This is a genomic window from Nocardia sp. CNY236 (genome assembly GCF_000482385.1).
GTDB lineage: Bacteria > Actinomycetota > Actinomycetes > Mycobacteriales > Mycobacteriaceae > Nocardia.
Window position 1 is genome coordinate 55333 of the sequence record NZ_AXVD01000001.1, and the last position, 20769, is coordinate 76101.

Annotated in this window: 17 protein-coding genes; 8 read left to right on the forward strand and 9 right to left on the reverse strand. The window is 65.3% G+C overall.

Annotated features, from left to right (window positions below):
- Nucleotides 1-11: 11 nt before the first annotated feature.
- Nucleotides 12-416, reverse strand: a complete 405-nt coding sequence (locus K940_RS0100245) for an RNA-binding S4 domain-containing protein (protein WP_028475863.1) — start codon at nt 414-416, stop codon at nt 12-14.
- 2 nt (nt 417-418) lie between these two features.
- Nucleotides 419-1072 (reverse strand): C40 family peptidase, encoded by a 654-nt coding sequence (locus tag K940_RS0100250; protein ID WP_036527015.1) that lies wholly within the window; start codon nt 1070-1072, stop codon nt 419-421.
- A 395-nt stretch (nt 1073-1467) separates the two neighbouring features.
- Here K940_RS0100250 and K940_RS0100255 point away from each other — a divergent pair, with 395 nt between their 5' ends.
- The 7 genes from K940_RS0100255 (at nt 1468) to K940_RS0100285 (ending at nt 10531) form a co-directional block, all read left to right on the forward strand.
- The gene (locus tag K940_RS0100255; protein ID WP_028475865.1) at nt 1468-2649 is read left to right on the forward strand and encodes an AAA family ATPase; all 1182 of its coding nucleotides are present in this window, start codon (nt 1468-1470) and stop codon (nt 2647-2649) included.
- Between the two features lie 164 nt (nt 2650-2813).
- Entirely contained in the window at nt 2814-4775 is a 1962-nt protein-coding gene (locus K940_RS0100260) for an acyl-CoA dehydrogenase family protein (RefSeq protein ID WP_028475866.1), read from the forward strand.
- Between the two features lie 441 nt (nt 4776-5216).
- Entirely contained in the window at nt 5217-6179 is a 963-nt protein-coding gene (locus K940_RS26405) for an alpha/beta fold hydrolase (RefSeq protein ID WP_036527017.1), read from the forward strand.
- A 180-nt stretch (nt 6180-6359) separates the two neighbouring features.
- Complete coding sequence (locus tag K940_RS0100270) at nt 6360-6647, forward strand: hypothetical protein (protein ID WP_028475867.1); 288 nt, start codon at nt 6360-6362, stop codon at nt 6645-6647.
- A 338-nt stretch (nt 6648-6985) separates the two neighbouring features.
- Nucleotides 6986-7816 carry a hypothetical protein gene (locus K940_RS0100275; protein WP_028475868.1) on the forward strand — a complete coding sequence of 277 codons (831 nt, stop codon included), beginning with the start codon at nt 6986-6988 and terminating at the stop codon, nt 7814-7816.
- A 25-nt stretch (nt 7817-7841) separates the two neighbouring features.
- Nucleotides 7842-9782 carry a fumarate reductase/succinate dehydrogenase flavoprotein subunit gene (locus K940_RS0100280; RefSeq protein WP_028475869.1) on the forward strand — a complete coding sequence of 647 codons (1941 nt, stop codon included), beginning with the start codon at nt 7842-7844 and terminating at the stop codon, nt 9780-9782.
- A 2-nt stretch (nt 9783-9784) separates the two neighbouring features.
- Nucleotides 9785-10531: a succinate dehydrogenase/fumarate reductase iron-sulfur subunit gene (locus K940_RS0100285; protein ID WP_028475870.1), complete on the forward strand. Its 747-nt coding sequence runs from the start codon at nt 9785-9787 to the stop codon at nt 10529-10531.
- 53 nt (nt 10532-10584) lie between these two features.
- On the opposite strand, the gene K940_RS0100290 is transcribed toward K940_RS0100285, so the two are convergent.
- The 3 genes from K940_RS0100290 to K940_RS0100305 form a co-directional block, all read right to left on the reverse strand.
- Nucleotides 10585-10782, reverse strand: a complete 198-nt coding sequence (locus K940_RS0100290) for a hypothetical protein (RefSeq protein WP_028475871.1) — start codon at nt 10780-10782, stop codon at nt 10585-10587.
- Nucleotides 10783-10890: 108 nt separating this feature from the next.
- The gene (locus K940_RS0100295) at nt 10891-11118 is read right to left on the reverse strand and encodes a DUF397 domain-containing protein (RefSeq protein ID WP_028475872.1); all 228 of its coding nucleotides are present in this window, start codon (nt 11116-11118) and stop codon (nt 10891-10893) included.
- Between the two features lie 144 nt (nt 11119-11262).
- Nucleotides 11263-12183 (reverse strand): DNA-3-methyladenine glycosylase, encoded by a 921-nt coding sequence (locus tag K940_RS0100305; RefSeq protein WP_036527019.1) that lies wholly within the window; start codon nt 12181-12183, stop codon nt 11263-11265.
- Between the two features lie 4 nt (nt 12184-12187).
- Between K940_RS0100305 and K940_RS26410 the strand changes: the two genes are divergently transcribed.
- Complete coding sequence (locus K940_RS26410; RefSeq protein ID WP_036527020.1) at nt 12188-12418, forward strand: hypothetical protein; 231 nt, start codon at nt 12188-12190, stop codon at nt 12416-12418.
- 63 nt (nt 12419-12481) lie between these two features.
- On the opposite strand, the gene K940_RS0100315 is transcribed toward K940_RS26410, so the two are convergent.
- From K940_RS0100315 to lon, 4 genes are all read right to left on the reverse strand, one after another.
- Nucleotides 12482-15268 (reverse strand): FAD-binding and (Fe-S)-binding domain-containing protein, encoded by a 2787-nt coding sequence (locus K940_RS0100315; protein ID WP_036527128.1) that lies wholly within the window; start codon nt 15266-15268, stop codon nt 12482-12484.
- Nucleotides 15269-15373: 105 nt separating this feature from the next.
- Complete coding sequence (locus tag K940_RS0100320) at nt 15374-16369, reverse strand: acryloyl-CoA reductase (protein WP_028475875.1); 996 nt, start codon at nt 16367-16369, stop codon at nt 15374-15376.
- Between the two features lie 36 nt (nt 16370-16405).
- Nucleotides 16406-17476, reverse strand: a complete 1071-nt coding sequence (locus K940_RS0100325) for a DNA polymerase IV (protein ID WP_028475876.1) — start codon at nt 17474-17476, stop codon at nt 16406-16408.
- Nucleotides 17477-17530: 54 nt separating this feature from the next.
- On the reverse strand, nt 17531-19876 hold the full coding sequence (gene lon / locus K940_RS0100330; protein WP_051406783.1) for an endopeptidase La: 2346 nt from the start codon (nt 19874-19876) through the stop codon (nt 17531-17533).
- Nucleotides 19877-20769 lie beyond the last annotated feature (893 nt).

Sequence of the window (20769 nt, forward strand, 5' to 3'; positions counted from 1 at the left end):
CTACGGGCAGCTCAGTGCTCGGTGCGGCCCAAGAGGCGATCGATGTCGCGGCGCTCACGCTTGGTGGGCCGCCCCGCTCCCCGATCTCGGCGCGGCATGCTCGCCTGGATTTCTTGTGAGGGAGGCGGCGGACTGCGATCGATCATGCATTGTGCAGCGATCGGGGCACCGACACGTTTGGTGATGATTCGTTCCACTATGACGATGCGCTCGACGCCGCCTGCACGAATACGCACCTCGTCACCGGGACGCACGGCCTGAGCGGGCTTGGCTGTCGAGCCGTTGACTCGAACGTGCCCCCCGCGGCAGGCTTCGGCAGCAGCGGATCGCGTCTTGAACAGCCGCACCGCCCACGTCCATGAATCGACACGGGCCTGGTTGTCGGTGCTGCGAACAGGGGATCCAGCGCGAGCCACCCCTAGAGAATACGGCGTGCGGTGACCACCATGTCGGGACGCAGGGACGTGTAGGTCACCGGCTGCCCCGCCTGGACCGCGTTCAGCAAGAGGTTGTCGCCCGCATAGATGCCCACATGGCCGCCGCCGTTGGTGATGACGATGTCCCCGGGCGCCATGTCGCGGTATGCCACCGGCGCACCGACGTGGGACTGCTCGAAGCTGGTGCGAGGCAGTTCGATGCCTGCCTGTCGGAAAGCCCATTGGACCAGTCCGGAACAATCGAACGAGACGGGACCGGCTGCACCCCAGGAATACTGGGCACCGATCTTGGTCCTGGCCGCCTCCAGAGCAACGTCACCGGCGGTGCTGGGTTCGCCGAACAGCCCCGGTAGAAGCCCGAGAGCCTGTGGCGCCTCCGGCAACCCGAGGTCCTGTGGTACCGCCGGCGGGGGCGCACCGAGCGCTTGCTGGATCTGGTCGTTGAGTTGCTCGACCGCGGGTTCGAATTCTTCGGGGACCGGGACTTCGAAGTCGCCGATGCCCGGGACGCTGATGGTCGCGGCCATAGCCGGGATCGCAGGCATCGCGCCGGTCGCGGCCACCGCACCCATGACGAGCGCGCCCTTGACGGAATTCGGAACCCGAGAATCCCGCTGCAAGCTGTGTTTACCCACCGAGCTGTGTCTCCGATCTTGCTGTTTCCCACCGACCGGGTCGACTGGACCGATTGGACCGGCCCTGCCGCGCACGCTCCCAGACGACCTCCGGGTCCCCGGCGCGACCGCCGAAACCGATTGGCCCCGAATGCCGCTGAGGCGGTAACCAGTGGCGTCGCTCATCTGCCCGAGCAACTTGTTCCACGAAGTCACGAAGAGATTACGATGCCCACGCGTGGTTGTCCAGCGGACGGAAGCAATAGCCGACCCACATGGTTCGGACCCGCCGGTTCGAGCCCTCACCGTTCGAGCCCTCACCGTTCGGGTAGGACGCTGGTGATCGGACGGGCCGTCTGGGCCACGCCCCGGACAAGGGCAGATTCTTCGGAGTCGACGCGCTACGGTCTCGGGGCATGGACCCTGTACGTAATCCGTACGCACCCGGCGCGGGCCAGCGTCCACCCGAATTGGCCGGGCGCAACGGGCAGCTCGCAGCATTCGACATCGTGCTCGAGCGCATTGCGCGCGGCCGCCCAGAACGCAGCGTCATGCTCACCGGACTTCGTGGCGTCGGAAAGACGGTGTTGCTCAACCAGCTTCGATCGGCTGCGATTTCGCGCGGGTGGGGGACCGGAAAGATCGAGGCGCGACCGGACCGAGACGTGCGTCGTCCGCTGGCCTCGGCGTTGCACATGGCGGTGCGAGCGATTGCCATGGCGCACCGCAATCCGGAACGAGTGGATGACTTTCTCGGCATCCTGAAGGCGTTCGCGCTCCGGGCCACCGCGGACAAAGGGATGCGGGAGCGGTGGCAGCCCGGCATCGACGTCCCGGCGGTACGCGGCCGGGCAGATTCCGGTGACATCGAGATCGATCTGGTGGAACTTCTGGTCGAGGCGGCAGCTCTGGCCCAGGACATCGGCGTCGGCATCGCGATCTTCATCGATGAGATGCAGGACCTCGGCTCCGCGGATGTCTCCGCGATCTGCGGCGCGTGTCACGAGCTCGGCCAGGACGCCGCGCCACTGATCGTGGTGGGTGCGGGCCTGCCGCACCTACCTGCTGTGCTGTCCGCCTCGAAGAGCTACTCGGAACGACTGTTCAGCTACCATCGGATCGACCGGTTGGACCGAGAATCCGCCGATCGGGCATTGATCGCGCCCGCCCAGCGCGAAGACGTGAAGTTCACCGACGCGGCACTGGACGCGCTGTATCGCAAGGCCGATGGCTACCCATATTTCGTGCAGGCCTATGGCAAGGCGACCTGGGACCAAGCCCCGGACAGCCCCATCACCGCCGAAGACGTCGCCGTGGCCGGCCCCACCGCGGAGGAGGAGCTGGCGGTGGGATTCTTCGGCTCTCGCTTCGAGCGGGCAACGCCCGCCGAGCGCGAATACATGCGCGCGATGGCCGATCTGTCCGGCGACGACGGCCCCGTGAGCACCTCTGCGGTAGCCAACGAACTGGGCCGGAAACCGGCGTCGTTGTCACCCGCCCGCGACGGCCTGATCAAGAAGGGGCTGATCTACTCGGCCGAACGAGGCACGATCGGCTTCACCGTGCCGCACTTCGGTCGCTATCTGCGCTCGGCGTGAGCACTCGTTCGGCCGTCCCACGGCCGACGAACGGATCGCCCGCTATTCACTATTCTTTCAAGATCAATAGAATTCCATAGATTCTCTTGGTCTTGGATCTACCGACCGGTAACTATTCCTCCTACACTCGAATGTGATTCTGATCACCTCCGAGGGAGGACATCATGGCGACAGCCGCGAAAGTCGACGCCACCGAAGAACAGGCCCGTGCTCTGGTCGAAGAATCCCGCGAAACGAGTTGGGCCAAGCCATCGTTCGCCAAAGAAATGTTCCTCGGACGGTTCCGACTCGATCTGATCCACCCGTACCCACAGCCCAGCCGCGACGATGCCGCCCGCACCGAGGCATTTCTGGCACAACTGCGCGCAGTGTGCGAGTCCCTCGACGGGGCGGTGATCGAAGAAGAGGACCGGATTCCGGACGAGTACGTCGGTCGTCTCGCCGAAATCGGCTGCTTCGGCTTGAAGATCCCCCAGTCGTACGGCGGCCAGGGGCTGTCCCAGTTCGGCTACAACCGGGCATTGATGCTGGCCGGCTCGACGCACCCGAGCCTGGGAGTTCTCCTCTCGGCGCACCAGTCGATCGGGGTCCCGGAACCGCTGAAGCTGGCAGGCACCCCAGAACAGAAGGCGCAGTTCCTGCCGCGCTGCGCGGCTGGCGCCGTCAGCGCGTTCCTGCTCACCGAGCCCGACGTGGGCTCCGACCCCGCCAGGATGGCCAGTACCGCAACACCGACCGACGACGGTGAAGCCTACGAACTCGACGGCGTCAAACTGTGGACCACCAATGGCGTGGTCGCCGAGCTGCTGGTAGTGATGGCTCGAGTGCCCAAGAGCGCCGGACACCGCGGGGGCATTTCGGCGTTCGTGGTCGAAGCCGATTCTCCGGGGATCACGGTGGAAAGGCGCAACGCGTTCATGGGACTGCGTGGCATCGAGAACGGGCTCACGCGAATGCACAATGTGCGAGTACCCAAGCGCAACCTGATCGGCCGCGAGGGCGACGGCCTCAAAATCGCACTCACCACGCTGAACGCGGGCCGCTTGGCGATTCCAGCGATGTGCACTGCGGCTGCGAAATGGTCGTTGAAGATCGCTCGGGAGTGGAGTGCGCAGCGGGTGCAGTGGGGCAGGCCGGTCGGCGAGCATGCCGCCGTCGGCGAGAAGATCTCCTTCATCGCGGCCACCGCCTTCGCGCTCGAGGCGACGCTCGATCTCTCGGCCACCATGTGCGACGAGGGACGAAACGACATCCGTATCGAGGCGGCCCTGGCCAAGCTGTGGGCCAGCGAGATGAGCTGTCGGATCGCCGACGAACTCGTACAGATCCGCGGCGGTCGCGGTTACGAAACGGCCGCCTCACTGGCCGCGCGCGGCGAACGCGCCGTGTCTGCCGAGCAGTTGGTGCGTGACCTGCGGATCAACCGCATCTTCGAGGGTTCCAGCGAGATCATGCGCTTGCTGATCGCCCGAGAGATGGCCGATGCGCACATGGCCGCGGCGGGTGCGCTGGTCGACCGGCACGCCGAGTTGAAAGACAAGGCGAAGGCGGCCGTCGGCGCGACCGGGTTCTATGCCAAGTGGTTTCCTCAGTTGGCCGTGGGGGCAGGCACCGTACCGGCCGCCTACGCCGAGTTCGGGATGCTGGCACGTCACCTACGGTTCGTCGAGCGCAATGCGCGCAAGCAGGCGAGGTCGCTGATGTATGCGATGGGTCGCTGGCAAGCCGGCCTGGAATACCGACAGAACTTCCTGGGTCGGATCGTGGACATCGGCGCGGAACTGTTCGCCATGTCGGCGGTCTGCGTGCGGGCGCAGGCCTTGCGCACCGCGGGCGCGCCGGAAGGCAGGGCGGCCGAAGAGTTGGCCGATACCTTCTGTCGGCAGTCGCGGCTGCGCGTTCGCGCACTGTTCGATGCGCTGTGGGAAAACACCGACGACGAAGACAGCAGCCTGACACGCGGGGTGCTCGACGGCCGATACGAGTGGCTGGAACAGGGAGTGCTCGATCCGAGCGAGGGAACCGGACCGTGGATCGCGCAGTGGCGGATAGGCGCGTCGACCGAACCGAACCTCTTGCGCCCGTTCCTCCCCTCGACCCGCAACCACACACACGTGCAGGCCTGAACCGACCATCGCCGTCACGGTCGACAGCACGACCGTGACGAGCGGCGACGCTGCCACACTATCCGGCGCTATCGCGTCATCCGTAGAAGGCACTAGATCGGCCGATACGCGCACGATCCGACCGGACTACCTTCGACACCGATTTCTACATCAATCTAGTGAAAGAGCTAGGAATTCGTAGATTCTCTCCTTCGACCCAGGCAGTAGTCCCTGCGTTCGACCCAGGCAGCAGTCCCTGCGTTCGACCCAGGCAGCAGTCCCTGCGTTCGACCCAGGCAGCAGTCCCTGCGTTCGACCCAGGCAGCAGTCCCTGCGTTCTCCGATGGCATCAGTTGAGCAACTGATGGGTAACACCGAGTGTCGACTGTTAACGCGCGGGAAATCTGGCTCGACTACTGGGTGAGACGCGCCGAACAGACGCCTCGCCTATAGGAGAGCGCCATGTCCACGACCCTTCCCCGCCGTGCTGCCGACCACGACGGTCATCGCGTCACGGTCTCGGCGGAAGACGGTGTTCCGCTCGCGGTCCGGGTGTTCGGCGCCGACAGCGCCTCGGCCACGATCGTCTTCGTGCACGGGCATTGCCTGCACACAGAATCATGGTCTTACCTGCGAGAACATCTGCTCAGACGATGGGGAGACACCCCCAGGATGGTGTTCTACGATCACCGCGGCCATGGCGAATCCGGGCACGGGCACCCCTCGACCTACACCATCGACCAACTCGGACACGACCTGGACGCCATACTGCGAGCGCTCACACCGTCCGGCCCGGTGATCTTGGTCGGACATTCCATGGGCGCGATGGTCATCCTCGCCTATGCGCGGTTGCACCCCGAGGCCATCGGCAGCCGAATCATCGGAATAGGGCTACTCGCGGGCATAGCGACCGGACTCACCGAGGTGGGCCTCGCACGCTTGCTGAACCGGCGCGCGGTGCGTTCCCTGCAGGCCGCCGTCACACGAGCGCCGGCCGTAGCACAGGCGTCTCGACACCTCACTCGACGCCTGATTCAACCGGTCGTGCGCGAAGCCGTGCTAGGCACGAAGAAGGTGAACTCGCGGGTGGCAGCGCTGGCTGCGGCGATGTTGAGCGAGACCCCGTTGCTGACGATGTCCAGCTTCCTGCATTCCCTGATCACCTTCGACGAGACCGCTACATTGCACCGCCTGGGCACGATCCCAGCGCTGGTGCTGGCCGGTTCGGCGGACATCATGGTTCCCTTCACACACTCGGTGGTCTTGGCCTCTCACCTGGCCGGCTCCGAGCTGGTCTGCCTGGAAGGAGCCGGGCACAGTGTGATACTCGAGCGCGCCGAAGAGGTCGCGCTGTCCATCGCCGAACTCGTCGAACGAGCGTGCATCGCGGTGCGTGTGCCCGTGGAGGACGCCACCGTCTGCTGAGTGTGGCAATACTTCGGCAACTACGAGTTGCGGTCACCCACCCACCGATATCTGTTTTATTCGGTACTGTGTTGTAGATCACGTTTCTCGGTGGGTCACATCGTTCCGTGGCGTGAGGATCGCGACCGACGATCCGATCGCCGGCTTCGCGTGTCCGCCGGCGAGTACCAGGAGGTCCCGATGACACGCAGCGAATTCGCGGAACTACGCTATGCGGTCGGCCAGCTGCGGGGGTGCATCGGCGCATTACGCACCCAGTACGGCGACGCGGGCAGCGTGCGTCGACTGGAGAACGACCTGGAGCGGCTGCTCATCGACACCGACGAAATCGAGCAATCGCCTCCTCCGGAGGTTCCCCGGCGGGCGCGAGACGTCATCTACGTCCCGGACAGCAAGTCCGATGAGGCCGCCTGGATGGGGGCACAAGACGAAGGGCTGGGCTTCCACTCCCGCCCGAGGACCACCTGAAGGCCTGCCCGCATATCACGAGCGCAGCGGTAGGCAGGCGAGCGAGTGCCCATCGACATCGGCGGCCGATGGGCACAGAGCCCAAGGGGCACAGAATCGGATAGGCCCGGAGTCCGATGGGTCCGCAGCACGATGGGCACCGCCGCGTGACCGACCCCATGCGAAACCGGAGGCCACGAGCCCCTCGAATGTGTCGCAAATCACTGCTATGGCGTCATAGTCGGACGCCAGCACTGTTCGCACGATAGCCCTCGTGTCGTAAGGTGCACAGCATCACATTCGATTGGGGAGGTAATGACGATGGCCACCCGCATACCAGACCACCGAGGCATCGACCGGTGAGTGCCGCGCCGACTGCTGCACCGGATACGGGCGCCGGCGTATTCGGCGCGACCCGAGCCCGAATCGCCGAACGCACGCTGCGCACCGATCGTTGGTGGCTCCCCCCGCTGCTCACCACGCTGGGCTTGGCAGCATTCGTGATCTACGCGACGATCAGATCGTACGTACGCACGGCATACTGGGTCTCGGAGTACCACTACCTGACGCCGTTCTACTCGCCGTGCCTGAGCACCTCGTGCGTCGAAGGATCGAGTCACTTCGGCACCCCGTTCGGTGAGGTGCCCGCCTTCCTGCCGCTCGGCTTCGTGGCGCTGCCATTTCTTCTGGGTTTCCGGCTGACCTGCTACTACTACCGCAAGGCGTACTACCGGTCCGTGTGGTTGTCCCCGCCCGCCTGCGCCGTCGCGGAGCCGCACGCCGGATACAGCGGCGAGACCCGGCTTCCCTTGCTCATCCAGAACGTGCACCGCTACTTCTTCTATGTGGCCGTCGTGATTTCGGTGATCAACACCTACGACGCCGTTCTGGCATTCCACGGACGGACCGGAGGCTTCGGCTTCGGCCTCGGAAATGTCGTACTCGTGGTCAATGTGACCTTGTTGTGGGCCTACACCGTGTCGTGCCACTCCTGCAGGCACATCACCGGCGGCCGACTGAAACATTTCTCCGCCCATCCGGTGCGCTACTGGTTCTGGACTCAGGTCTCCAAGCTGAACACCCGGCACATGCAGCTGGCCTGGATCACTCTCGGAACGCTCGTGCTGACCGACTTCTACGTCATGTTGGTCGCCAGCGACACGATTTCCGACCTGCGGTTCATCGACTGACCGCCTCACCGAGGAGTTTTTCTGCATGGCAGAAGTGGAACGGCACAACTACGACGTGGTCGTGATCGGCGCGGGCGGCGCAGGACTGCGCGCAGTGATCGAGGCCAGGGAACACGGATTGTCCGTCGCTGTGGTGTGCAAGTCGCTGTTCGGCAAAGCACACACCGTGATGGCCGAAGGCGGCTGTGCCGCAGCGATGGGCAACGCCAACGACAAAGACAGCTGGCAGGTGCATTTCAGGGATACGATGCGCGGCGGCAAGTTCCTGAACAACTGGCGCATGGCCGAATTGCACGCCCAAGAGGCGCCGGACCGGGTATGGGAACTGGAAACCTATGGGGCGCTGTTCGATCGGACACCCGACGGCCGCATCAGTCAGCGCAACTTCGGCGGGCACACCTATCCACGCCTGGCGCATGTCGGTGACCGAACCGGGCTCGAAATCATTCGCACGATGCAGCAGAAGATCGTCTCGCTGCAGCAGGCCGATTTCGCGGAAACCGGTGACTACGAATCTCGCATCAAGGTATTCGCCGAATGCACCGTCACCGAACTGCTCAAGGACGGTGACCGCATTGCCGGCGCCTTCGGCTACTGGCGAGAATCCGGCCGTTTCATCCTGTTCGAGACGCCCGCGGTGGTGATGGCGACCGGCGGCATCGGCAAGTCGTACAAGGTGACCTCGAACTCCTGGGAGTACACCGGCGATGGGCACGCGCTCGCACTGCGGGCCGGCGCCACGCTGATCAATATGGAGTTCCTGCAATTCCACCCGACAGGCATGGTCTGGCCCCCGAGCGTCAAGGGCATCCTGGTCACCGAAGGTGTGCGCGGCGACGGCGGAGTACTGAAGAACACCGAGGGCGACCGGTTCATGTTCGACTACATCCCGCCGGTGTTCAAAGGACAGTACGCCGAGACCGAACAAGAAGCCGACCAGTGGTTGCGCGACAACGATTCCGCACGCCGTACCCCGGATCTGCTGCCACGTGACGAAGTCGCGCGCGCGATCAACGAAGAGGTCAAAGCCGGGCGCGGTACCGAACACGGGGGCGTGTTCTTGGATATCGCGACCCGGATGCCGGCCGAGGAAATCGTTCGACGGCTTCCCTCCATGCACCACCAGTTCAAGGAGCTGGCGGACGTCGACATCACCAAGGAGCCAATGGAAGTCGGACCGACCTGCCACTATGTGATGGGCGGTATCGAGGTCGACCCGGACACCGGCGCGGCGACCGTGCCCGGACTGTTCGCCGCCGGCGAGTGCGCGGGCGGAATGCACGGCTCCAATCGGCTCGGCGGAAACTCGTTGTCCGACCTGCTGGTATTCGGCCGACGCGCCGGACTCGGCGCCGCCGCCTACGTCGAGCAGCTCGCCGCACGTCCGTCGATTGCCGAAGCCGATATCGCCGCGGCCGCGGACGCCGCCTTGGCGCCGTTCACTCCCGCGACCGACACCGATCGGGAAAACCCCTACACCGTGCACACCGATCTGCAGCAGTCGATGAACGACCTGGTCGGTATCATCCGCAAGGAACACGAAGTGCGCGCGGCAATCGACCGGCTCGCTCAGCTGCGGGCCAGGTTCCAGCAGGTGACCGTCGAAGGCCATCGCCAGTTCAATCCGGGGTGGCATCTCGCGCTCGACCTGCAGAACATGTTGTTGGTCAGTGAATGCGTGGCCCAAGCAGCACTGCTGCGCACCGAAAGCCGCGGTGGACACACCCGGGACGATCACCCGTCGATGGACCCCGCGTGGCGCAACTCTCTGCTGGTGTGCACCCTGGATTCGAGCACTGCGGGCAACACGATCCCCACGGTCACCGTCGCTCGGAAGGAACAGATCCCGATGCGACCGGACCTGCTCGCTCTGTTCGATCTCGGCGAGCTCGAGAAGTACTACACCCCGGCCGAACTCGCCGGCCATCCGGCTGCGGCCGGCAAATCGACGGACCGAGAGGCGTAAGCATGGGTTACGACGCCACATTCCGCGTATGGCGCGGTGATCTCGACAGCGGAGCACTGCACGACTTCACCGTCCTGGTGAACGAAGGCGAGGTGGTGCTCGACATCATTCACCGGTTGCAAGCCACGCAGGCACCCGACCTCGCTGTCCGTTGGAATTGCAAGGCAGGTAAGTGCGGGTCCTGTTCCGCCGAGGTCAACGGTCGGCCGCGGCTGCTGTGTATGACACGGATGTCGACCTTCACCGAGGACGAGGTGGTGACCGTGACTCCGATGCGTGCCTTCCCGGTGATCAAAGACTTGGTGACCGACGTATCGTGCAACTACGAAAAAGCCAGGCAAATACCATCGTTCACACCGCACGACGATCTGAAACCAGGCGACTACCGGATGAAGCAGGTCGACGTGGAGCGCTCACAGGAGTTCCGCAAATGCATCGAATGTTTCCTGTGCCAGAACACGTGTCATGTGGTGCGTGACCACGAGGAGAACAAGCAATCGTTCGCCGGACCGCGCTTCTTGATGCGTATTGCCGAGTTGGAGATGCATCCTTTGGATGTGGCCGACCGCCGTGACCTCGCGCAGGACGAGCACGGTCTCGGATTGTGCAACATCACCAAATGCTGCACCGAGGTCTGCCCGGAACACATCAAGATCACCGACAATGCATTGATTCCGATGAAAGAGCGCGTGGTCGACCGGAAGTACGATCCACTGGTCTGGTTGGGCAACAAGCTGTTTCGCCGCTGAAGCGGTGTGCGCGGCATCGCGCCAGACGACCGGTTCGGTCGACTGGCGCGGTGTTACAGCATGGCCACCACACCGAGGGCGACGAGCCACACCAGCAGGCCCACGAGCAATGCCGACAAGGCCGAGCTGGTGAGAATATAGACACCGACCGCCGACACCGCGAACAGCAGCGCGATGATCAGCCACTCCACCCAATCACCCGGCCGCAATTTCTTGTACCGGGGATGGGAGCCCTTGAGCCCTCGGTCCACAGATATCTGGTTACCCCGAAATCTGCTCGGACAAACCTGGTTTCGTTGTCGAATCTGTGCCGATTCGTGATCGTCGGGGGCAATCGTGCGCACCTCGACGGCGCGGAGCTACTGCCGCGGACGGTCGAATTCGCCGTCGTGTACACCGGCGGTGAAGGCGGCCCATTCGCCCGGCGTGAAGACCAGCACCGGGCCGTCGGGGTCCTTTCCGTTGCGCAGACCCACATGCCCGCCGGCGAGCAGAGCCAATTCCACCCCCTCGGCGCCCTCGCCATCTCCGGCCCTGCGCCAGGTGGCTTCGGCCAGATCTACCTCGGCGTCGCCTTGAATACTCACGCATCGACTCCTTCGTTCTCGGCCAGATCGGATTCTGCGGACTGCGCCATCCGATGGCCCGTGGGCATGCGCCCGATCGTACCGGCGCGCGGCCTCACCGTCCGAGGGATTGCGACCGCTCGTGCCAACTGCGCCGCCGGCGGCTCAGTGCCAACTGTGGTCGGTGCGCGGGGTGCGGGGTCCGAATTTCGGTTTGTGGAATTGACCGCTGATTTCGAGCAGGCGAATGGCCCGATAACGGTGGGGGCGCAACGGTTCCAGGTAGTCGATCATCGCGTCGTCGTCGATGGGCCGGCCGAGCAGGGTCCATCCCACCGTGGCAGCGAGGTGATAGTCACCCACCGACAATGCGTCCGCGTCACCGAAGGCTCGCTGCGCGATCTCGGCGGCGGTCCACACCCCGATCCCGGGGATGGACTGCAGCGCGAGGGCAGCCTCGGACGGATCGACGTGCACCGTCCGTTCGAGGGACTCGACGACCCCAGCTGCGCGGACAATGGTCTGCGCCCGCTGTGGACCGACATTCGCACGGTGATAGCTCCACGAGGGGATCCGCCGCCAGGTATCAGCCGTCGGCGGCAGCAGCATGCCGGCCGGCGCTGGGCCGGGCGCGGGTTCCCCGAACTGCCGCACCAGCTTTCGCCACGACGCGCGTGCCGAGACGGTATGGACCTTCTGCTCCAGCACCGCGGGAACCAAGGCTTCGAAGACCCTGCCGGTACGCAACATCCGCAGCCCAGGGAAACACCGGTGCGCATGGACGAGCTTCGGGTGGCGTGGAATGAAGTCCGACAGGTCCTCGTCCACGCACAACGTCCGCTCGAGACCGTCGAGGAACTCGGCCGCGCCTGCTCCCCAGGCACGAGCCGGTACCGTGTGCGCATCGGACTGGGCCAGGCGGTAGGTGACCGGCCCGCTCGGCAACCGAGACGCATACCAGTGCGCGCCGTCGCTGGTGACTCGGTGACACGGGTCGCCGGCGCCGCGGCCGAGCGGCGCCAGGGTACTGGCCAGATCGATCGGCCGGTCCGCGGTCACGATTCTCTCCATTCCCGACTCGACCATCGCAGTGCGCACCGAAGTATTCTGCCCCCGCGACGCGCGGCGGCGCATCCCGCTGCTCCGGTCGACTACCAACTACCATCTCGGCCACAACGGAAAGCAGTACGGGCAGTCGCCACAACGGAGGTTTCTGATGGTCACCACCGTGCTCAACTGGTTGCTCGATGCTTGGGGCAACGTATCCGCCGGCAGCTCCGGCTACAGTATTCCGCCGGGCACCCTGCCCTTCGGCAGTTGAGCCCTACCCGCATCGGTCGCCGCACTGCGGTGATCGGGCACTGCGGTGATCGGGCACTGCGGCTCACTGCCCGATGAGGAACTGTGCCAGATGCCGACCACGCCGCCCGGCCAGAGCAGCGAGCTGCGTACGACACGAGAAGCCGTCGGCGAGGACCGCAGCGTCTGCGCCGGCAGCGCGCACTGCGGGCAGCAAACTATTCTCGGCCACCGCTTGCGATATCTCGAAGTGGCCGGCCTGCATTCCGAAGTTTCCTGCCAAACCGCAACATCCAGCGACCTCGGTCACCTGCAACCCCATATCGGCCAGGAGTCGGCGATCGTGATCGAATCCCAGAACCGCGTACTGGTGGCAATGCGGCTGAACTACTACCGACTGCCCGGTATGCACCGGTGGACGCCACGTCGGCTGCTCGGCGAGGAACTCGGCGAACGTACGGACAGCAGCGGCGGTCGCCGCTGATCGGGGGTCCTCCGGCAGCAGCTCCACCAGGTCGACGCGCAATACCGCGGTGCAGGACGGTTCCAGACCCACCACGATGCCGCCGGCGCTCACATGGTGTTCCAATGCAGCCAGGGTTGCCCGCAACCGGGCGCGAGCACCGTCGAGTTGGCCGGTGGTGATCCATGTGAGTCCACAGCAAACCCGACTGTCCGGAATTCGAACGTGATAGCCCAGGGTGGTCAACAGCCGGGCCGCCGCCAGCGCGACCTCTGGATCGAACGCGTCGGTGAAGGTGTCGATCCACAGCATGACCTCGCGGCCATGCAGGGCATTCGGTTCCTCGGGCACGTAGGCCGACTCCGCCAACAGTGCCCCCTCGTCCAGATCACGCCAGATCCGGCGAAACGGACGTCGGGCCAGACGTGGCAGTTCACGGCGCGGGTCGATGCCCGCTGCGCGTGACCCGAGACGACGCAAGACGGTGTGTCCGGTCATCGCGTTGGCCACCCGCGGCATCCGCGTTGCGACGGTGAGCCAGCGCGGTAGCCAGCCCAGCGAGTAGTGATCGATCGGTCGAAGGCGACGACGGTAGCGGCGGTAGAGCGTCTCCGACTTGTAGGCGGCCAGGTCGACACCCGCGGGGCAGTCCGATCGGCAGGCTCGGCACGACAAGCAGAGGTCGAGTGACTCGGCGACGGCCTGCGAGGACCAGGGCAGCGCACCGCGCACCACTTCCTGCAAGACCCTCGCCCGACCCCGGGTGCTGTCCTTCTCATCCATGGTCGCCCGGTACGACGGACACATGAATCCGCCATCGGCGCGACATTTGCCCACACCGACGCAGCGATGTACCGCCGCGACCAGATCTCCGTCGTCGTGCGGGAACGCGAATCCGACCGGCGGCGGACCGTGGGGCAATCCGACCAGCCGCAGGTCGGCATCGATCGGACGCGCAGCGACGAGCACCCCTGGGTTCAAGATGTCGTCGGGATCGAACAACGCTTTGAATCCGGCGAATACATCGAGCACCGCAGGGGAGTACATCACCGACAGCAACTCCGACCGGGCTCGACCGTCGCCGTGCTCGCCGGACAGTGAACCACCGTGCCGGACAACCAGTTCGGCCGCGTCGAACAGAAACGTACGAAAGCGGCGCGGCGCGTCGCCGAGCGGCAGATCGAGGCGAACGTGGATACATCCGTCACCGATGTGCCCGTACAGCAAACCATCCACACCGTGATCGCGAGTCAAAGCGGCGAACTCGCGCAGATAGGCGCCGAGCCGAGCGGGCGGAACAGCCGCGTCCTCCCACCCCGGCCAGGCCGGACGACCATCAGGGGTGCGACCGGCCAGCCCGGCGCCGTCGGCGCGGATCTGCCAGAGCGCAGCGGCAGCAGCTCGATCGCCGACGATCCGGGTATGGCGGGTCCCCGCAGTCCGGCACAGGCGCTGAGCGGCGGCCATCGCGGCGGCCGGTGTCGGTCCTGCAAGTTCCACGAACAGCCACGCGCCCCCGGGTGGCAGGTCCGGCACCAGGCCGCGGTGTCCGCGAACCATGTCGACCAAGCGCGCATCGATACCCTCGACCGCGATCGGCGTGCAGGCCATCACCGCGTCGATGTCCTCGGCGGCAGTGGCGATATCGGGGTAGCCGAGTACCGCGAGAATCGTCGCCGACGGTAGCGCGACCAACTCGACCGTGGCGTCCAGCAGCACCCCGCAGGTGCCTTCGCTGCCGACGAAAGCCTTGGCCGCCGATTCGCCGCGTTCGGGCAGAAGGTGCTCCAGGCTGTACCCGGACGCCTGGCGGTCGAATCGACCCAGATCGGTTCGCAGCACCGCGAGATTGTCCCTGCTGAATTTCGCGAGCCCGGGCATCACCGACACGTCGTCGGCCAAGATGCGTTCGACGCCCATGCCGTCCACGATGCGTGCTTCCCGGACGGTGTCGGACGTACGACCCCAGGCGACGGCCCGTGGCCCGCATGCGTTGTTACCGATCATGCCGCCGAGAGTGCAGCGGTTCTGTGTCGAGGGGTCGGGCCCGAAGCGAAGCCCGTACGGGCGTGCGGCGCGCTGCAACTGCGACAGCACCACCCCGGGCTGGACCGTGGCGGTACCGGCGGACGGATCGATCGACACGACCCGGTTCATGTGCCTACTGAAGTCGAGGACCAGTCCGGGGCCGATCGCGTTGCCCGCCACCGAGGTTCCCGCTCCGCGCGCGGTCACCGACAATCCCCGATCTCGGGCGTATTCCACCGTGGTCGCGACATCGGCGTCGGTACGCGGGAAGACGACCGCGGTCGGGCGCACCCGATAGTTCGACGCATCCGAGGAGTACTCCGCACGGCGCCGGTCAGAAGTATCGACCTCGCCCGCGAGCCGGGCACGCAGCGCCGCCATCCGGTTTTCGGTCACCTCGACAGCCTAGGGCAGCGGTTTCCCACCACCGCTTTCTCGCCCCGCCCACCGTCGACCTCGCCCACCGTCGACCCGACAGCGCAACGATCAGAATTCGCCCGCCACACCGAAGATGGTTCGACCCGAATGACTTCCGCCCTTGAGCGAACGCAATACCTGCGACGCCTGGGTGACCGGCGCGTAGTTCTCCAGAGTCGAAAGATATCGTGGGCGCAACTGCGCACCGAGCGCAGACCACAGCTCGCGGCGACGCTCGATCCCGAGGTTGACCGACTCCATCCCCAGCAACGAGACGCCACGCAGGATGAACGGCATGACAGTGGCGGGCAGCTGGGTGCCGCCGGTGAGGCCACTGGCCGCGACCGTGCCACCGTAGTGGATCGCGCTGAGAACGTAGGCTAGCGACGATCCGCCGACACTGTCGACCGCCGCAGCCCAACGCGCGGTATTCAGCGGCCGTGCCTGCAGGCCCGGGTCTTCCGGCAACCGGCCGATCACGTCGTGGGCACCGAGCTTGTGCAGCAGGTCGTTCGAGTCCGTTTTTCCAGTGGAGGCGATGACCTCGAAGCCGAGCCCGGCGAGAATGTCGACGCTCACGCTACCGACGCCGCCGGTTGCCCCGGTGACCAGCACCGGGCCCGCGTCCGGAGACACGCCGTGGTCGAGCAGGGCCTGCACGCTCATCGCCGCGGTGAAGCCCGCGGTTCCCAGCACAGCCGCCTCCCGTGGGCTCAGACCCACCAGCTTGACCACCCAGTCGGCCGGCAGTCGGGCGTACTCGGCGAATCCGCCGCTGTGCGTGAGGCCGATCTCGTACCCGTGCGCGACGACCAGGTCGCCCGGGGCGAAACTCGCGTCGGACGATTCGACTACCTCGCCACTCAGATCGATGCCCGGGACGATCGGGTAGGCGTGCACCACGCCGCCCCCCTTGGTGGTCGCCAGGTAGTCCTTGTAGTTCGCACTGGAGTAGTGCACTTTGATCGTCACGTCGCCTGGTCCGAGAGACTTCTCGTCGACCTGCTGCCGGGTCAGGACGATCCCGCTATCCGATTCGTGTGCCACCATCGCCCAGAATTGCATGGCATCGAGCATACGAGCGTCCGCGGTGTGCGGGCATCACCGTCGCACGAATTCCAGCCGGACACCGACAAGGCGCACCGGCCGATTCAGCTCGAACCGGTCGATGATTCGCAGCGCGATCTGCACGATCCGGCTCACATCGATGGTCGGCTCGGGTAGTTTCTCCTGTTTGCTGTGAGTGGCGAAGGAGGAGGTGCGCACAGTCACCGAAACCCGACCGGCGATCCGGCCCTCGGCGGCCACCTCGGTGGCAACATCGGCGGCCAGTCGTGCGACCTGGGCGCGAATGTCGCTGGGATCGGTCAGGTCGCGGGGAAAGGTCTCGGACTTGCTGCGACCCACGGGTGGCCGTGGGTCCACGGTGACGTCGGTATCGCCCTTGCCATGGCCGAGCACCCGCAGGTAGGGACCGGTGTTCGGCCCGAACTCGGCAGCGAGTCGACGGGGGTCGGCTGCCATCAGGTCACCGACGGTCCGAATGCCGAGAGCCGCGAGGCGAGCGGCGATCCGGCCTCCGATACCCCACAGTGCGTCGGTCGGGCGCGGCGCCATCACCTCGGTCCAGTCGGCGGCGGTGAGTCGGAAGATGCCGGAGGCGGCGCCTAGGGCCGCCTCCGGCACGGCCGAAGATTTGCCGGTCGGCTTGGCGAACCCAGTGGCCAGTTTGGCGGTGAGTTTGTTGTCGCCGATTCCGATGGAGCAGCCCAGTGCCAATCCGGCGACAGCACCACGCACATCCTGGGCGATACGTTCCGGGTCGTCGGTGTCGACAGCGAGGAATGCCTCGTCCCAGCCCCATACTTCGACACGGCCGGGAAACGTCCGCAGCAGCGTCATCACCTCGTCGGAGGCGTCGGCGTATGCCTCCTGGTCCAGGGGCAGAAATACTCCTTCTGGACATTTGCTGCGAGCAGTGCGCAACGGCATCCCCGCCCGCACCCCGAACGCGCGCGCCGGATAGGACGCACACGTGACTACCTTGCGGGGTTCGTCCGGATCACCGTGGCCACCGACGATGACCGGAAGGCCCCGAAGTTCCGGACGGCGGCGGAACTCCACCGCCGCCTGGAACTGGTCGAGATCGACGTGCAACAGCCATCTGGCCATATGTGGTTCTTACCGCAACGCGCCGCCCACCCGGCTCATTTCAGGCAGTCACGGTCATGCCGACGCCACGAACGCTGGGCGGTCGGCAGGCGGTTCGGCGACCGCTTCGATCGCGTAGGACAAGATGTCGGCTACATCGGAAACCGGCCGAACATCCAGCGCGGCAAGGACGTCGGCGGGCACATCGTCCAGGTCCGCCTCGTTGCGCACCGGAATGAACACCGTCTTCAGCCCGGCCCGCTGGGCGGCGAGCAGTTTCTGCTTTACGCCGCCGATCGGCAGTACTCGACCGTTCAGCGTGACCTCACCGGTCATTCCGACATCCGAACGCACCTGGCGATCGAGTGCCAGCGACACCAACGCGGTGACCATTGTGACGCCCGCGGACGGCCCATCCTTGGGGACGGCGCCAGCGGGAAAGTGGATATGAATGTTGCGGTCCAGCACCGCCGGCTCGACGCCGATCTCCGCCAGATGTGACCGGACATAGGTCAAGGCTATTTGCGCCGATTCCTTCATCACGTCACCGAGCTGACCGGTGAGAGTCAGGGTGCGCTCACCGTCGGCGGCGTTGGCCTCGATGTAGAGCACGTCTCCGCCCGCGCCGGTCACGGCGAGGCCCGTCGCCACACCCGCGACAGCGGTGCGTTCCACCGAATCCGGGACGAACCGGGGACGACCCAGGTAGTCCCGCAGATCCTCGAGGCCGATCGTCACAGTTCGTGGACCGTCCTCGGTCGGCGAGTCGTCACCCGCGGCGGGGTTCTTGCCTGTCGAACTCGGCGAGACCGCAGCTTGCGACAGCCGAGTCGCCGCTTTGCGCAGCGCCTTGGCGATCAACCGCTCCATCTGGCGGACCCCTGCCTCGCGGGTGTAGTTCGCCGCGATCTCACGCAACGCTTCTTCGGTAACGGCCACCTCTTCGACGGTCAGTGCATTGCGCTCCAACTGCCTGGGCACCAAGAAGTCCCGGGCGATGGCGACTTTGTCGTCTTCGGTGTAGCCGTCGACCGTGATGAGCTCCATTCGGTCCAGCAACGGCCCGGGAATGGTTTCCATGACGTTCGCTGTGGCGATGAACAACACGTCGGACAGATCCAGGTCCAGATCCAGATAGTGATCGCGGAAGGTGTGGTTCTGCGCCGGATCCAGCACTTCGAGCAGCGCCGCAGCCGGGTCGCCGCGGAAGTCCGAACCGACCTTGTCGATCTCGTCCAACAGCACCACCGGGTTCATCGACCCTGCTTCCTTGACCGCTCGCACGATACGCCCGGGCATCGCCCCGACGTAGGTGCGCCGATGGCCACGGATCTCGGCCTCGTCGCGCACGCCACCCAGTGCGACACGAACGAACGTGCGCCCCAATGCGCGTGCAACGGACTCACCCAGCGACGTCTTGCCCACTCCGGGCGGACCGACCAGCACGAGTACCGCACCGGAGCCGCGACCGCCGACCACCTCGAGCCCACGGGCGGCGCGACGCGCCCGCACGGCCAGGTACTCGACCATTCGGTCTTTGACCTCGTCCAGGCCGTGGTGGTCGGCGTCGAGCACCGCTCGAGCAGCCGCAACGTCGGTGCTGTCGGTGGTCCTCACCGCCCAGGGCAGCTCGAGCACGGTATCCAACCACGTCCGGATCCACCCGGATTCCGGGCTCTGGTCACTGGCCCGCTCGAGTCGGCCGACCTCACGCACCGCGGCTTCACGCACACTGGCGGGAAGCTCGGCCCGCTCGACGCGGGCGCGGTAGTCGTCGGCTCCGTCGGGCTCGTCCTCGCCGAGTTCTTTGCGGATCGCGTTGAGTTGCTGGCGCAGCAGGAACTCCCGCTGGCTCTTCTCCATGCCCTCGCGTACGTCTTCGCTGATCTTTTCGGTGATCTCGGCTTCGGCGATGTGCTCTTTGGTCCACTCGATCAAGGTGGTCAGTCGCCGAGCCGCCTCGGGGGTTTCGAGCAGTTCGCGCTTCTGCTCGACGGTGAGGTATGGCGCATAGCCCGCGGTGTCGGCGATCGCCGACGGGTCGGTGAGTTGATCGACCGCGTCGATGATCTGCCAGGCTTCCCGGCGCTGGAGGACCGAGACGACCAGCTTCTTGTATTCGGCAGCCAATTCCTTGGTACGGCCATCGGCGGTGGGCGTCTCGACCGGTTGCGCCTCTACCCACAACGCAGCCCCCGGCCCGGTGACTCCGTGGCCGATCTTGGCGCGGCGTTCGGCTCTGAGGACCGCTGCCGGCGCGCCGCCACGCATCCGCCCGACCTGTTCGATCGTGGCGATCACCCCGTAGGTGGCGTAGCCCTCGGGCAATCGGGGGGCGAGCAGCACGGCGTCGGTCTCCGCGACGCGAGCCGCGTCGATCGCCGCCTGCGCCGATTCGTCCAGTTCGATGGGCACGACCATGCCCGGCAGCACGATCGGATCGGTCAGGAACAGCACCGGCAGGTTCTGTGGTGTAGTCACGTGTTCGACCCTTCCAAAGTTGAGCGTTTCCAACTCAACCCAGGTGCACAGGTGTTTGTTCCGTACCGTCGAGTCGTTCGCCGAGAGCGATATCGCGTGCCGGTCGGGTCGACCGGGTGCGCACCGCGCACCGAACCGACACCTGGCATATCGTCCGCACAACGGCGCCGAGGTCAACTGTTTCCAATAGATGCGAAATAATGCGGCGAATCGTGTACCAGCCGAGTTCGACTCGTTACTGCCATTGCTCACCGACTCACCTCCGGTTTCGCATGCATGGTGTTCGGGATTTCGAAACAGTGCACCGACGAAAATATGTGACAGGCGTGTATTTCTTCTCGACCGCGATATGCGACAGTGACAGCTCCGATACCGAGCTCGTGCCGTTCAGCAATTCCACCGGCAGGGAATGGAAGAAAATCAAGAAGTTCTTCGATTCGTTCCTGCCGCGACCACAGAAATGGCAATAAAAGGATCGCCTACCCGGCCAGGAGTTACATTTCGATCGCGGCACCGAGGCTCACCAGCTGTGTTCCGTGATGCAACCGACAGATCCGGGTATGCAGAAACGGCTCGACCGTGCGATCTACATGGGGACACCGTGAAATCGTTCTTCGCCAGACAGTGAAGCGAACGGGCCATAAGAAAGTCGGTAGCACCCGTGCAGTTGTCGAATATGCAGAGAACCAATACACTCGACGACGCCTCCACTCGGAAACAGCAGAATCGCCTGTCGACATCGTCGAACCGAATCCAGCAGACACTGAATTCCCGTGATTCCGGCAGCGCAATGCGCCGAGTATCGGAGCACGGATCGTCTCGGTCGACCGCCG

What these genes read in the sequence shown, in the direction of transcription:
- K940_RS0100255 (WP_028475865.1), top strand. Translation starts at nt 1,468, where the DNA reads ATGGACCCTGTACGTAATCCGTACGCACCCGGCGCGGGCCAGCGTCCA.
- K940_RS0100260 (WP_028475866.1), top strand. Translation starts at nt 2,814, where the DNA reads ATGGCGACAGCCGCGAAAGTCGACGCCACCGAAGAACAGGCCCGTGCT.
- K940_RS26405 (WP_036527017.1), top strand. Translation starts at nt 5,217, where the DNA reads ATGTCCACGACCCTTCCCCGCCGTGCTGCCGACCACGACGGTCATCGC.
- K940_RS0100270 (WP_028475867.1), top strand. Translation starts at nt 6,360, where the DNA reads ATGACACGCAGCGAATTCGCGGAACTACGCTATGCGGTCGGCCAGCTG.
- K940_RS0100280 (WP_028475869.1), top strand. Translation starts at nt 7,842, where the DNA reads ATGGCAGAAGTGGAACGGCACAACTACGACGTGGTCGTGATCGGCGCG.
- K940_RS0100285 (WP_028475870.1), top strand. Translation starts at nt 9,785, where the DNA reads ATGGGTTACGACGCCACATTCCGCGTATGGCGCGGTGATCTCGACAGC.
- K940_RS0100305 (WP_036527019.1), bottom strand. Translation starts at nt 12,183, where the DNA reads ATGGTCGAGTCGGGAATGGAGAGAATCGTGACCGCGGACCGGCCGATC.
- K940_RS0100315 (WP_036527128.1), bottom strand. Translation starts at nt 15,268, where the DNA reads ATGGCGGCGCTGCGTGCCCGGCTCGCGGGCGAGGTCGATACTTCTGAC.
- K940_RS0100320 (WP_028475875.1), bottom strand. Translation starts at nt 16,369, where the DNA reads ATGCAATTCTGGGCGATGGTGGCACACGAATCGGATAGCGGGATCGTC.
- K940_RS0100325 (WP_028475876.1), bottom strand. Translation starts at nt 17,476, where the DNA reads ATGGCCAGATGGCTGTTGCACGTCGATCTCGACCAGTTCCAGGCGGCG.
- lon (WP_051406783.1), bottom strand. Translation starts at nt 19,876, where the DNA reads ATGGTCGTGCCCATCGAACTGGACGAATCGGCGCAGGCGGCGATCGAC.